General features: G+C 41.4%; 12 protein-coding genes. 7 read left to right on the forward strand and 5 right to left on the reverse strand.

The window, feature by feature from the left end; genetic code table 11:
- Positions 1-104: 104 nt before the first annotated feature.
- Positions 105-890 (forward strand): AraC family transcriptional regulator, encoded by a 786-nt coding sequence (locus PR709_RS05920; protein WP_004917951.1) that lies wholly within the window; start codon positions 105-107, stop codon positions 888-890.
- A 311-nt stretch (positions 891-1,201) separates the two neighbouring features.
- Here the strand turns inward: PR709_RS05920 and htpX are convergent, their stop codons facing one another.
- From htpX to apbC, 3 genes are all read right to left on the reverse strand, one after another.
- Positions 1,202-2,158, reverse strand: a complete 957-nt coding sequence (htpX, locus tag PR709_RS05925; protein ID WP_014657802.1) for a zinc metalloprotease HtpX — start codon at positions 2,156-2,158, stop codon at positions 1,202-1,204.
- A 69-nt stretch (positions 2,159-2,227) separates the two neighbouring features.
- A complete protein-coding gene (locus tag PR709_RS05930; RefSeq protein WP_004917948.1) occupies positions 2,228-2,788 on the reverse strand; it encodes a LemA family protein in 561 nt (186 codons plus the stop codon).
- Between the two features lie 238 nt (positions 2,789-3,026).
- Complete coding sequence (gene apbC, locus PR709_RS05935) at positions 3,027-4,139, reverse strand: iron-sulfur cluster carrier protein ApbC (protein ID WP_004917946.1); 1,113 nt, start codon at positions 4,137-4,139, stop codon at positions 3,027-3,029.
- A gap of 225 nt (positions 4,140-4,364) precedes the next feature.
- On the opposite strand from apbC, the gene metG reads away from it, so the two are divergent.
- The 5 genes from metG to PR709_RS05960 all read left to right on the forward strand — a co-directional run bounded on the left by metG (position 4,365) and on the right by PR709_RS05960 (position 11,020).
- On the forward strand, positions 4,365-6,392 hold the full coding sequence (gene metG, locus PR709_RS05940) for a methionine--tRNA ligase (protein WP_004917944.1): 2,028 nt from the start codon (positions 4,365-4,367) through the stop codon (positions 6,390-6,392).
- Between the two features lie 155 nt (positions 6,393-6,547).
- Positions 6,548-7,021, forward strand: a complete 474-nt coding sequence (locus PR709_RS05945) for a CidA/LrgA family protein (protein ID WP_004917942.1) — start codon at positions 6,548-6,550, stop codon at positions 7,019-7,021.
- On the forward strand, positions 7,015-7,710 hold the full coding sequence (locus tag PR709_RS05950; protein ID WP_004917940.1) for a CidB/LrgB family autolysis modulator: 696 nt from the start codon (positions 7,015-7,017) through the stop codon (positions 7,708-7,710). The genes PR709_RS05945 and PR709_RS05950 overlap by 7 nt, the downstream gene beginning before the upstream one ends.
- A gap of 177 nt (positions 7,711-7,887) precedes the next feature.
- Positions 7,888-8,775: a cytidine deaminase gene (cdd, locus tag PR709_RS05955; protein WP_004917936.1), complete on the forward strand. Its 888-nt coding sequence runs from the start codon at positions 7,888-7,890 to the stop codon at positions 8,773-8,775.
- 547 nt (positions 8,776-9,322) lie between these two features.
- Entirely contained in the window at positions 9,323-11,020 is a 1,698-nt protein-coding gene (locus PR709_RS05960; RefSeq protein ID WP_004917935.1) for an NAD-dependent malic enzyme, read from the forward strand.
- Positions 11,021-11,441: 421 nt separating this feature from the next.
- On the opposite strand, the gene PR709_RS05965 is transcribed toward PR709_RS05960, so the two are convergent.
- The gene (locus PR709_RS05965) at positions 11,442-11,792 is read right to left on the reverse strand and encodes a hypothetical protein (protein ID WP_004917933.1); all 351 of its coding nucleotides are present in this window, start codon (positions 11,790-11,792) and stop codon (positions 11,442-11,444) included.
- A 338-nt stretch (positions 11,793-12,130) separates the two neighbouring features.
- On the opposite strand from PR709_RS05965, the gene PR709_RS05970 reads away from it, so the two are divergent.
- A complete protein-coding gene (locus PR709_RS05970; RefSeq protein ID WP_004917931.1) occupies positions 12,131-12,976 on the forward strand; it encodes a rhomboid family intramembrane serine protease in 846 nt (281 codons plus the stop codon).
- A 12-nt stretch (positions 12,977-12,988) separates the two neighbouring features.
- Here PR709_RS05970 and PR709_RS05975 read toward each other — a convergent pair whose 3' ends face one another.
- Positions 12,989-13,771, reverse strand: coding sequence for a sulfite exporter TauE/SafE family protein (locus tag PR709_RS05975; protein WP_014657799.1), 783 nt, complete (start codon positions 13,769-13,771; stop codon positions 12,989-12,991).
- Between the last annotated feature and the right edge of the window lie 4 nt (positions 13,772-13,775).

Consider the following 13,775-nt stretch of genomic DNA (forward strand, 5'->3'; position numbering starts at 1 on the left):
GGCACTCAGTTATGTTATTGCCATAAAAGACCTGTTTTACGGTAACAGGATCTGATATAACACCCTCTAATTTTTCTTTCCGTTAGATAGGGAGCGCGGCCTTCATGAGAAATATTCCGTTAAAAAGCGTGGATAATATCGCGCGGGATGTCATTGCTCTCGGTACAGATTATTTGCCCGATACCCTACTGGAATACCACGCGCACCGTCGGGCACAATTTTTATATCCGGCCACCGGACTGATTGAAATCAGCACCGCAGACGGTGAATGGGTGATCCCACCTTCCTGCGGAGTGTGGATCCCAGAACAGGTCGCCCATGAAACTCGGATGCTGAATGTCAGCACACGCAGTTTGTATATCGAACCAGCAGCAAAGCCGCGCCACGCCGTCAGTTGTGAGGTGGTGAGTGTCTCTCCGCTGCTGCGTCAGTTACTGCTGGAAGCAGTGGACATCCCTGCGGAATATGATATTCAGGGGCGTGACGGGGTGCTGATGCAGCTGATTCTTTGCGAACTGGCACGTATGCCCCCACTGCCGTTTTTCGCCCCGATCCCGCGAGATGAAAAGCTCGGCCGCCTATGCCGTGAGTTTATGCGCAAACCGGTTATTACTTCGCAACCGGGGGAGTGGGCAGAACAGCTGCACAAAAGCGAGCGCTCCTTCAGCCGTTTCTTTCGTACCCAGACTGGCATGTCGTTTTCAGAATGGCGTCAGCAGGCATGCCTACTGAACTCGCTTTCCCATATTTTGTCCGGGAAATCGATTACCGAAGTGGCTTATGAGTTGGGTTACAACAGTGCAGGGGCATTCTCAATTATGTTTAAAAAACAGATGGGGCAATCCCCTTCTCATTTTAAAAATGACGATTCGGATATCCACCATTTTTAACTTGTTTTTTGACAAATACAAATTCAACCTTTGCCGATATTTTCCCCACGATTTTTTACAACTAAATAATAATGAGGATGCGCTCAATTTTAGCCTCAGATGGTTATTTAAGGTTTGTGCCATTGGGCGCGGTGGATGTTAGCGATATGTCCGTGTTATCAGGGAAACTTGTGCAGAACACTCTGCTGGTATAACCCCGATAACTAAAAAAACACTAAATATTAAGAAGAAATAGCCTGAAAGGGGAATTCGATTGCGGTTAGATCCCTGCTGTAGGCATGCCGTTATTTATCAACCTACAGCAGGCACAATTAAAACGTTTTACGCCCCTCTAAGGCAGCAATACGATTTTCAATTGAAGGATGGGTCGAAAACACGGAATCCCCCTTATTAAAAATATAGGCCGCACTACGATAAGCATCTCCAATACTCGAATGATCATAGTCTGTTTTCTCATGCTGACCGGAAATTTTTCGTAAGGCGCTGATCATTGCTTGGTTATCGGTTGTTAAATCAACGGCTGCCGCATCTGCCATATATTCGCGCGTTCGTGAAAGATAAAAATAGAGAATTTGCGTTATCCACGGCAGAATAAAATTAAGCGCTAATAAAACCACCTGTGCTTTATTGGATGCACTATTTCGGCTACGTCCTGCCGTACGAATAAAAATTTGGCTAACTATGTTTGTGATGGTCAAAATCACATTCGCCAAGATACCAACATACAGTGTCAATTTAGAATCGCCGTGAATAATATGGCCAACTTCATGTGCCATCACCGCCTGAATTTCATGGCGATTGAGCGTTTGTAATAAACCACGCGTAACACCTACTAACGCATTTTTAGCACTCCAACCCGCAGCAAAAGCATTTGGCTCGTCACTATCTAAAATATACAAACGCGGCACATAACGTAAAGTCGCACTTAAACTTAGCTCTTCTAATATATTATAAAGCTGCTTTTCTTCCGCGGTACTGGCATTTTCCGCAGTAATCTCTTTAGCATTCATACCCGCTAACATCATTTTGTGTCCGCGAAAATGAATATAAATTAATCCTAAAAAAGTAAGTCCTAAAATAATTAATGTAGCAACGGGAAAGCGTTTAAAGGTCGCAAATGCCAGCATATTTTCAAAAAAACCACCCCACTCGTCAGGATGTGTCGCTGTATCCACTAATAATCCAACAATCAGCATAATGAAGATATAACTCACCACGACTAATCGTGTACGGATATTGTTTTTGCGTATGACGTTTCTAAAATCCATAACATTATACCCTGCCTAACTTTTCAGGGAGCATAAGGCTCCCTGATAAATACAATGGATTTGTTATCGTTAATCAAAGTTAATACGGCGGGACTCTTCACTTTTTATGGCTTCTTCATCAAGACGCCAATAATCTTTATCAATTTTTAAACTCGGAATGAGGTTAACGATAAAAACGGCTGGCATTGAGGCAATATAGGCTTTATACGCTTCCAATGCTCGGTTATAACCGCGTTTGGCAAATGACAGTTTATTTTCAGAGGAGACGATCTCCTCTTGCAAATTAGCCATGATGGCATCAGATTTCAGCTCAGGATACGCTTCTACTGCAACATTAATCGCACCACTAGAGACCATTTTAGACAAGGCATCTTCCGCTTCTTTCGCCTGAGCCCCTGTTGCTGTTTTCGCCTGAGTTCTTAATTCAGTAATTTTACTGAAAACTTCTGACTCATGGCTTAAATATTTTTTGACCGTTGCTAGTAAACTATCAAATACTTTTCCACGGCGGTCTAATTGTACCGAAATCTCAGTTTCACTCGATATAACAGCCTCACGCATTGCCACAATTCGGTTATAAAAGTAGATAACAATCAATACTAATACGACAATCAAAATTAAAAATTTCATAATCACCTTTTAGGCATCCGCCATAGGAAAAAAATGCAATATCAAAGCCCTAACGAGTAAGCATTAATAAAAAACAGATAGTAAACATTCTACGCTATCATAATGAAATAGAGAAATACGCAAATAACAAATAAGAAAAGTTGGAAAGGGATTGGTCGATAAGGCGTATGGTTAGTAGATTGAAATATAAGGGGCTATCCCAGAAAACTGAAATAACCCCTTCAAATAGAGACCGATATTAAACTGCTCGGAATGAGATCTCGGTCGGGATTTTTTCCCCTTCCCAATACATCAATGAAGAGATATTTGAGGCAATTTCACGGTAGATATCCGCAAATTCCCCTTCAGGATCACGCATCACAGTAGGTTGACCACGATCCAAATCTTCACGTAGAGAAATATGTAAAGGAATTTGCCCTAACAATTGCGTGTTATATTTCTCAGCGAGTCTCTCTGCGCCGCCTGTGCCAAAAATAGGTTCCACATGACCACAATTGCTACAGATATGTGCACTCATATTTTCGACGATACCAAGAACGGGTACATTGACTTTTTTGAACATCACAATCCCTTTCATTGCGTCCACCAGCGCAATATCTTGCGGCGTAGTGACAACAACAGCACCTGTAACAGGAATGTTTTGTGACAGTGTCAATTGGATATCCCCCGTTCCCGGTGGCATATCGATAACCAAATAATCTAAATCAGGCCATAAGGTATCTTGTAGCATCTGCATTAGCGCCTTACTTGCCATTGGCCCGCGCCACACCATTGCATTATCATCGGTGACTAAGTATCCAATAGAGTTTGTCGCAAGACCGTAGGCCATAATCGGAGCCATGTGCTGACCATCTGGTGAAGTTGGTCGCTCCATGGTGGTTCCCAACATATTTGGGATCGATGGGCCATAGATATCCGCATCAAGAATACCGACTTTCGCCCCTTCTTGGGCAAGTGCCAACGCTAAGTTGACAGAGGTACTGGATTTACCGACCCCACCTTTACCGGAACTGACGGCCAAAATGTTACGAACACCGTTAATACCCGGCAAATCATTTGCCCGTTTTAACGTGGTAATATCGTGACGCAATTTCCACTCAACCGCATGAGCGCCAGTCGCTTGTTTCAGTTCCGCCGTTTTTTCGCTGATCAGAGTCTGAAAAGGCCCCTTCCATACGAATGGCATAACTAGTTCAACATGCAACACATTATCCAACATTGCACAGTGATGTAATGCTTTGATAGAAATCAGATTACGCTTCAGTGTTGGGTGTGTAAATGAAGCCAAAACGGTGGAGACTTTTTCAGTCAGCAGTTCTGGATTGTTCTGCTCGGGGGATTTATCGTTCATCCCGGCTCCTTTATTTTATATTTTTAACACTATCGTTCTTTCACTGCTATTTATCATAACAGAGAACCATCAAAATAGTGACCGCCTTACTAACGAAAAGCCACTAAGAGTAAAAAATTCCTTTTTCACATAAATTACGGATTAATATTTTATTACCCTAGCCGCGAAACAATTGATCGGTTAACATCAAAGTCCCTTTTCAATAATGGAAGTAAGAAAGTTACTATGTCTCAAGTCGCGAATAAACTACTGGTAACCTGTGCGTTACCCTATGCTAACGGTTCAATCCATCTCGGTCATATTCTGGAACATATTCAGGCTGATATTTGGGTCCGTTATCAGCGAATGCGCGGCAAAGAAGTTCACTTTATCTGTGCGGACGATGCGCACGGCACACCAATCATGCTGAAGGCTCAGCAATTAGGTGTTTCTCCTGAAGATATGATTGCAGCAGTGAACAAAGAGCATCAGGACGATTTTGCTGGTTTTGCGATTAGCTACGATAACTATCACTCAACACACAGTGAAGAAAACAAACAGTTATCCGAGCTCATTTATAACAAGCTTAAAAACAACGGTTTTATCAAAAATCGCACTATTTCACAGCTTTACGATCCTGAAAAAGGCATGTTCTTACCCGATCGCTTTGTAAAAGGTACTTGCCCAACCTGTAAAGCAGAAGATCAATATGGCGATAACTGTGAGGTTTGTGGTGCGACCTATAGCCCAACAGAGCTGATTAACCCACGTTCCGTAGTTTCTGGTGCGACACCAGAGATGCGTGATACTGAGCACTTCTTCTTCGACCTGCCTGCATTTAGTGACATGCTACAAGCGTGGACTCGTTCAGGTGCCCTGCAAGAGCAAGTCGCCAACAAAATGCAAGAGTGGTTCGAATCAGGCTTACAGCAGTGGGATATTACCCGTGATGCGCCTTATTTTGGTTTTGAAATTCCAGATGCACCGGGTAAATACTTCTATGTGTGGCTAGACGCGCCAATTGGTTATATGGGGTCATTTAAAAACCTGTGTGACAAACGTGGCAATATCAATTTTGACGAATTTTGGAATAAAGATTCAAAGACCGACCTCTACCATTTTATCGGTAAAGATATTGTGTATTTCCACAGCTTATTCTGGCCTGCAATGCTTGAAGGCAGTGGTTATCGTAAGCCAACTAACCTATTTGTTCATGGCTATGTGACCGTTAACGGCGCCAAAATGTCTAAGTCTCGTGGTACCTTTATCACAGCGCGTTCTTATCTGGATCACCTAGATGCCGACTGCCTACGCTACTACTATGCCGCGAAACTTTCATCGCGTATTGATGATATCGACTTGAACTTAGAAGACTTTGTTCAACGCGTTAACAGCGATATCGTCAATAAAGTGGTTAACCTAGCATCACGTAATGCGGGCTTTATTGCAAAACGCTTTGGCGGGAAATTGTCCGATAACATCGCAGACCCAGCGCTCTATCAACAATTTATTGACGCGGCACAAATTATTGGTGACGCCTATACAAGTCGTGAATATGGTAAAGCGGTGCGCGAAATAATGGCTCTCGCCGATCTAGCTAACCGTTATGTCGACGAAAAAGCCCCTTGGGTTGTCGCTAAACAAGAAGGTAAAGATCAAGAGCTTCAAGATATCTGTTCAATGGGCATCAATTTATTCCGTGTCTTGATGACTTACTTGAAACCTATTTTACCAGGGCTGGCAAAACGTGCAGAGGCTTTCCTCAATATCGAGCTTACATGGGATTCTATCACCACGCCGTTAACTCACCACGATGTTGCGCCATTTAAGGCACTATTTACGCGTATTGAAATGGCGAAAGTCGAAGCTATGGTGGAAGCCTCTAAAGAGAGCATTAAGCCAGCTAAGGTGTTAACAGGTCCACTGGCCGATGATCCAATCCAAGAGACGATTACCTTTGATGACTTTGCCAAGATCGATCTACGCATCGCGCTTATCAAACAAGCCGACTTTGTTGAAGGCTCTGACAAGCTATTAAAACTGCAATTGGATATTGGCGGTGAAACTCGCCAAGTGTTCTCTGGTATTCGCAGTGCGTACCCTGATCCAAAAGTATTAGAAGGTCGACTGACCGTGATGGTGGCAAACTTGGCACCACGTAAAATGCGTTTTGGTCTGTCTGAAGGTATGGTGATGGCCGCAGGCCCTGGTGGTAAAGATATTTACCTGCTAAGCCCAGACAGCGGTGCTCAACCGGGTATGCAAGTAAAATAAAATAACGGTTCCCAAACAGGAAAGAGTTAATTATTAAGCGAAAAGCGGGGAATGATGAATTCTCCGCTTTTTTTATGCAGTTTTAACTGTGATCTATAGCACAATTATAAAGTTAATTGTATGATGAATACACTTAGCATAATAGGACGAGTCTCATGTCATTAAAATATGTGCTGATAACCGGATGGCAGTATTTGCGCGCTTTTGCGCTGCTTTATCTCTGTCTGATCGTTGGGAACCTGTTATCAACACTGCTTCCATTTACTGTTCCCGGTAGCATCATCGGTATGCTAATACTGTTTATGTTGCTAGCTCTGCAAATTATCCCTGCCCACTGGGCGCAACCTGGTTGTTCCATTCTTCTCAAAAATATGACCTTGCTGTTTGTACCAATAGGTATCGGCATCATGAATTATTATGGTCAATTAAGTCAGCAACTGGTTCCTATTCTCGTTTCTTGTTTTATTAGCACGCTAATCGTCATGGTCGTGGTGGCTTTTAGCTCCCACTATATCCATAAAGAGCGCCAAATTGTTGGGGTTAAACCTGATGAAGTTCCCCTCCCGCCTGAAGACACTATCAGCGTGACTAGCGATACTGAACAAAATAAGGGGAATGGCAAATGCTAGAACATATCTGGTGGTCGTTACCACTAACAATTATTGTGTTTTATATTGCGAGAAAATTGTCAGTAAAATTAAAACTGCCTTTATTGAATCCACTGTTAGTCGCAATCGCCATCATTGTTCCATTACTGATTTTTACCAATACGCCTTATGAGCACTATTTTGCGGGAAGTAAGATCTTAAATGACTTATTGCAACCTGCTGTTGTTGCATTAGCTTTCCCTCTATACGAGCAGATGCACCAAATTCGAGCGCAATGGAAGTCATTATTGAGTATCTGTTTAGCAGGTAGCCTAGTTGCTATGTTTACAGGTACTGCAATTGCTTTATGGCTCGGCGCAACACCGGATATCGCCGCCTCTGTCTTACCGAAATCCGTCACAACGCCGATTGCTATGGCGGTTGCTGACTCCATTGGTGGGATCCCTGCTATTAGCGCTGCCTGTGTCATTTTTGTCGGGATACTAGGAGCCATGTTTGGTCACGCCTTATTTGATGCATTACGCATTCGCACTCACGCCTCACGAGGGCTAGCAATGGGAACCGCTTCTCATGCGCTCGGTACAGCTCGATGTGCTGAAATCAACTATATTGAAGGCGCATATAGCTCTTTAGCCTTAATGACCTGTGGGGTGATTACCTCACTGCTCGCTCCCTTTGTCTTCCCTGTTATTCTTCATCTTTTCGGCTAGACTCAAAACCAATAGAGGCTTATTTGCCTCTTTTGGTTTTTACCGCGTCAAAAATTTGAGATACATCTCTCAATTATAAGATGAGTTTCATTTATTTCATTTGAAAAGTGATATTGATCACATATGGTTTAATGATTTATTACATAGAATGTAAATAAGTGATTAGGGAGGTATCTCATGCATTCAAGATTTAAGTCCGCTTGGTCTCAACTTCCAGAAAAGTTGCAAACCGCACTCAAACCCATTATTGATACGCCAGACTTTCAAGGGATGCTGAGTGCTGAACAAGTTAATCAGCTTAAAGCTGATTGTGGTTATAGTGATAGTGAATTGGCATTTTTATTATTGCCCTTCGCAGCCGCTTACGCCGTCACACCAATTTCCCACTTTAATGTCGGTGCGATTGCTCAAGGCATCAGTGGCAACCTCTATTTCGGTGCTAACATGGAATTTAGCCATGTCGCTATCGCACAAACCATCCATGCGGAACAGTGTGCCGTCACCCATGCATGGATGAAAGGTGAAAAACAGCTCACTTCCATCACCGTAAACCACACACCTTGTGGCCATTGCCGCCAGTTTATGAATGAATTACGCGGTGGCGGTAAAATCGCAATCCGTTTACCTGAGCGCCAGCCTGCAACATTACATGACTATTTACCCGATTCGTTTGGACCGGCTGATTTAGCAATCACAACGCTGTTAATGGATAGTGTTGATCACGGCTATAGCACACCAAGCCGTAATCGCTTGTTATGTGCTGCTATCGAAGCGGCAAACCAGTCTCATGCCCCTTATAGCCAATCTCACTCAGGCATTGCGCTACAGCTAAAAGATGGCTCATTATTCACGGGTCGCTATGCTGAAAACGCAGCATTTAACCCAAGCTTACCTCCTCTACAAGCCGCGTTGATTATGGTAAACATGGCAGGTAAAGACCTACACGCTATTGAGCAAGCGGTACTTGTTGAAAAACAAGATGCTATCGTTAAACAGTGGTGTATCACTGAAAATACATTGCAGGCACTAGGCTGCCAACAAAAAGAGTTAATTTATCTTAATTAATCCTTTTATCGCTGATTGCCGCCAGAGAGTATGGCGGCAATTTGTTATATAGCCCTTCTCTACTTTTTAGTGTACTGCCCAATTCGACTTAAAGATTATCAATTGATTTATACGATCTTTTAATATTTCTATAAAACCATTCTTATCAAAAATATTAATACTCACAAAGCTCGCTGCGATTAAAATAAAAAATTCGTAAGATAAAGAATAATATTTATCGCTTAGAAAAGGTTAACTCTATAATTTTTCTTATGTATATTTAACACATTGCTCTAATTGAAAACATCTTACTTAACCTACACTTTGCTTCCCTACAATTGAGCTAGATAGGCCATCCCTTCCATTTGACAAAAAGTAAGGGCTAAAAAGACCATTCCAGTGCAATTTCTTTCCATGGTGAAAAAATCGATTATATTATTTATCATATAGATAATGCTATTTAACAAATATTTTAACTCTTTGTATCAATAATCACTGTACATATTTTCTGTTTACCTTAGGATCTACATCGACTGTTGTTTTTTAATCGTCCAAAGAGTGATTTTTCATGGAACATGAATACGAAACAAAACGCCCTCTGTACATTCCCTATGCAGGCCCTATCCTGCTTGAATTTCCTTTGCTAAATAAAGGTAGTGCTTTTAGCGAAGAAGAACGTGCTAGCTTTAACCTATATGGTCTCCTACCTGAACAGGTAGAAACTATTGAAGAACAAGTTGAGCGTGCTTATCGCCAGTTAATCGATTTCAAAACCGATATCGACAAACATATCTACCTAAGAAATATCCAAGATACCAACGAAACCCTGTTTTACCGCCTGATTGATGCTCATTTGACTGAAGTGATGCCCATCATTTATACGCCAACAGTCGGTGAAGCATGTGAGCATTTCTCTGATATTTACCGCCGTGCTCGTGGCTTATTCATCTCTTATCCAAACCGTGAATATATTGATGATATGCTACAAAATGCGACCAAACAAAATGTTAAAGTGATCGTTGTCACTGATGGCGAACGTATTTTAGGTTTGGGTGACCAAGGTATCGGCGGTATGGGGATCCCAATCGGTAAGCTTTCACTGTACACCGCTTGTGGTGGTATAAGCCCAGCCTATACCCTGCCGATTGTTATTGATGTCGGCACTAATAACCCACAACGTTTAAATGACCCATTGTATATGGGATGGCGTCATCCACGTATTACAGGCGAAGAATATGACCAATTTATCGATGAGTTTATTCAAGCGGTAAAACGTCGTTGGCCTAATGTACTGCTGCAATTTGAAGATTTTGCGCAAAAAAATGCGATGCCATTACTCAACCGTTACCGTGATGAGTTGTGCTGCTTTAACGATGATATTCAAGGCACTGCTGCTGTCACTTTAGGTAGTTTGATTGCCGCTAGCCATGCTGCGGGGAGTAAACTCAGTGATCAACGTGTCGCCTTCTTAGGCGCTGGCTCTGCTGGTTGCGGAATTGCAGAGCAAATCATCGCACAAATGAAATCAGAAGGGTTAAGCGATGAACAAGCGCGTTCACGCATTTACATGGTCGACCGTTTTGGTTTATTAACCGATAAACTGCCTAACCTCCTCGATTTCCAAAGTAAGCTAACGCAAAGCAGCAACAACCTAAGTGATTGGGATGTAAACAGTGATTCAATCTCTTTACTGGATGTTGTACGTAATGCAAAACCTACTATTCTAATTGGGGTTTCAGGTCAAGCAGGCCTATTCACAGAAGAGATCATCAAAGAGATGCATAAACACTGTGAACGCCCAATTGTCATGCCATTATCTAACCCAACATCACGGGTTGAGGCTCGCCCAGAAGATATTATTAACTGGACCGATGGTAAAGCACTAGTGGCAACTGGTAGCCCGTTCTCACCTGTAAATTACAAGGATAAAGTCTATCCTATCGCTCAATGCAATAACTCCTATATCTTCCCTGGTATTGGTTTAGGTGTAATTGCTTCAGGTGCAAAACGTGTCACTGAAACAATGTTAATGGCAGCAAGTCGTGCATTAGCCGAATGTTCACCACTTGCTAAAGAAGGGGAAGGCCCACTATTACCACTTCTATCTGATATCCAACAAGTTTCACGTATTATTGCAAAACAAGTCGCCAAAGAGGCACAGGTGCAAGGTGTTGCAACCGTAACGTCTGATAATGCATTGGATGAAGCCATTGAACGTAACTTCTGGAAACCAGAGTATCGTACTTATAAACGTACTTCTTTTTAGTTGTAATTAAGGACGTTACCCTTATATTACAGGCAAAGCCCTAACCTTTTGGTTAGGGCTTTAATCAATTAGAGTCTAAAAAACTTTTTTCATCTATATCAATTGAAAACCAGCCTCTCAATGAATCCTCTTATCAAGGCCATTTCATACCGAAAATGAAGACTGCTATCGATTTTGAACTTACTCAACTGCCACTGCATATCTTTTATGCCAATAGCTAATGAAAACTGCCTAATTGTGGTCACTTAAACTGATTTATTCAAAAACAAAACCCCATGAGGATAATAACATGGGGTTTTAATCTGATAGCACCTTAACGGCCTTTTTCAGCTTTCTCTTTTTCAATCATGATTAAACTGAAAATAAGCGAACATATTATATAATCTTGATGTATTATCAGCGTTTGCTGACATATTCGCTATTAATAGTGCCCTTGCATTGATGCTGCTCCAAATATTGCGATTATTGAAGACAAGAAGAAGAACATAATAAATGTGACAACAATGCTTATAATGAAACAAAATAACCCAGCTCTGTTCCATGTCTCTTGTACCTTCATAAAGGTTTCAACAGAGTCATAATCGCCATTTTTCCAAGCCCATTCATTGCCTTTAATACCACAAACAAATATCCAGACTATATTCAATAAAGGAATTAATGTGAGTAATGGCAAATAAGATTTATTACCAATACCCCAATAGATATTAAAAATAAATGCCCCCCAATTCCAGCGTTTGATTTCATTTGGAACACTTTTGTTTTCGTAAGACATCGATATCTCCCTATCTTAAAAAGATAATTATTTATTTTTTGATAAACATTAAAAAGCAACCACGCATGGTAATAAAAAATTTGGATTAAGTGAAATACTATTATGTTGAAATTGCCGAAATGATCACTTTTATTTCAACATTAGGAATATACTTAAAAGGTAATACTCTTAATATGGAATAATTTTATTTCCTAACACTGGTCATAACTAAAAGCACTGAGAACAGCACATTATGCTTTGGATAACGTCAATCCTCATTCAATTATATTAAAATTAACGAAAATATATTACTATATTATAATATTTCAACTATAGTGGTCGTCTTGTAGAGTAATAATATGGCAGAGCAGCAAAATCCTTTCTCAATAAAATCAAAAGCTCGCTTCTCTTTGGGCGCGATAGCGCTGACTCTGACTTTAGTCTTACTGAATATTGCTGTCTATTTCTATCAAATCGTCTTTGCATCCCCCCTTGATTCTCGTGAAAGTAATCTTATTTTGTTTGGAGCGAATATTTATCAGCTTTCATTAACGGGTGATTGGTGGCGCTATCCAATCAGTATGATGCTACATTCTAATGGCACGCACCTTGCCTTCAATTGCTTAGCATTGTTTGTGATAGGTATCGGCTGTGAACGTGCCTACGGCAAATTCAAATTATTAGCTATTTATATTATCTCAGGCATCGGCGCGGCCTTATTTAGTGCATATTGGCAATACTACGAAATATCAAATAGCGACCTTTGGACTGATAGTACTGTATACATTACTATCGGTGTTGGGGCTTCTGGCGCGATTATGGGAATTGCAGCAGCCTCAGTGATATATTTAATCAAAGTGGTTATCAATAAACCCAATCCTCATCCCGTAATACAGCGTAGACAAAAATACCAACTCTATAATCTGATTGCCATGATTGCATTAACGTTAATTAATGGATTGCAGTCCGGCGTTGATAATGCAGCACATATTGGTGGTGCTATCATCGGCGCCTTAATCAGCATCGCTTATATACTTGTTCCCCATAAGTTACGTGTTGCTAATCTCTGTATTACGGTCATTGCAGCAAGTTTGCTTACGATGATGATCTACCTCTATTCATTTTCTACAAATAAGCACTTACTAGAGGAGCGTGAGTTTATTTATCAGGAAGTCTATACAGAGCTTGCTGATGCCAACCAATAATTTTGAGAAGGGTCAGTTTATCACCACCTTAAGTGTCATCATAATGGCACTACATAAGATCAGCAGCAATGTCAGATATTGAAAGGTACGCTCTGATAGTTTGAGCAGCAAATATTTTGCGAGTGGCATAATCAGTAATGCACCAACACATAAGGTTAACGCCAATGTTAAATCGGTGTGTCCATCTTGCGCATAAGCGCATGCAGAAGAGCCGGATAAGACAGTAGTCACCACAATAGAAGTTCCAATCGCTTGCTTAATGTTTAATTGCATATAACGTAATAGCATGGGTAAAACCACCACCCCACCTCCAACCCCCGTCGCACCAAGCACGACCCCAGCTATCACAGCAGGAAAAAACATTCCCCCAATTTGATGTTGTTTCAGGGTCGTTTTTTGTATCGGTGTGGCAAAAAACATACGGTGAATAAATAAGTACAGCGAAAAAATAATAGCGGCAGCAACAAGTAGATTGATCCCCCGCTCAACTTGTTGGGTATATTCAGGCAGACTCCCCAACCAAGTAACAAGGAGGCTTGATAGAAATGTGCTAGGTAGCATGATAGCAAGCACAATTAATGCCCCTTTAAGGGGAATATTCCCTAAACGAAAATGCATATATGACGATGACACTTTCATCAACATCGAAAGAAAATTAGCCGTCGCCACAGCAGCCAGCGCATTAAGACCAAAAAAATAGGTCAATATTGGCAAAACAATAACTCCGCCCCCGACCCCCGTTGTACTAATAACCAAACCAATCAATGCACCGATAACTAACTCAGTAAAAATCATTCTG

The organism is Providencia sp. PROV267 (assembly GCF_028477825.1).
GTDB classification, from domain to species: Bacteria; Pseudomonadota; Gammaproteobacteria; order Enterobacterales; family Enterobacteriaceae; genus Providencia; species Providencia stuartii.

Excerpts from the sequence above, each read along its gene's own strand:
- PR709_RS05965 (WP_004917933.1), bottom strand. The coding sequence starts at position 11,792 with ATGTCTTACGAAAACAAAAGTGTTCCAAATGAAATCAAACGCTGGAAT.
- PR709_RS05975 (WP_014657799.1), bottom strand. The coding sequence starts at position 13,771 with ATGATTTTTACTGAGTTAGTTATCGGTGCATTGATTGGTTTGGTTATT.
- apbC (WP_004917946.1), bottom strand. The coding sequence starts at position 4,139 with ATGAACGATAAATCCCCCGAGCAGAACAATCCAGAACTGCTGACTGAA.
- metG (WP_004917944.1), top strand. The coding sequence starts at position 4,365 with ATGTCTCAAGTCGCGAATAAACTACTGGTAACCTGTGCGTTACCCTAT.
- PR709_RS05930 (WP_004917948.1), bottom strand. The coding sequence starts at position 2,788 with ATGAAATTTTTAATTTTGATTGTCGTATTAGTATTGATTGTTATCTAC.
- PR709_RS05950 (WP_004917940.1), top strand. The coding sequence starts at position 7,015 with ATGCTAGAACATATCTGGTGGTCGTTACCACTAACAATTATTGTGTTT.
- PR709_RS05945 (WP_004917942.1), top strand. The coding sequence starts at position 6,548 with ATGTCATTAAAATATGTGCTGATAACCGGATGGCAGTATTTGCGCGCT.
- PR709_RS05970 (WP_004917931.1), top strand. The coding sequence starts at position 12,131 with ATGGCAGAGCAGCAAAATCCTTTCTCAATAAAATCAAAAGCTCGCTTC.
- cdd (WP_004917936.1), top strand. The coding sequence starts at position 7,888 with ATGCATTCAAGATTTAAGTCCGCTTGGTCTCAACTTCCAGAAAAGTTG.
- PR709_RS05920 (WP_004917951.1), top strand. The coding sequence starts at position 105 with ATGAGAAATATTCCGTTAAAAAGCGTGGATAATATCGCGCGGGATGTC.
- PR709_RS05960 (WP_004917935.1), top strand. The coding sequence starts at position 9,323 with ATGGAACATGAATACGAAACAAAACGCCCTCTGTACATTCCCTATGCA.
- htpX (WP_014657802.1), bottom strand. The coding sequence starts at position 2,158 with ATGGATTTTAGAAACGTCATACGCAAAAACAATATCCGTACACGATTA.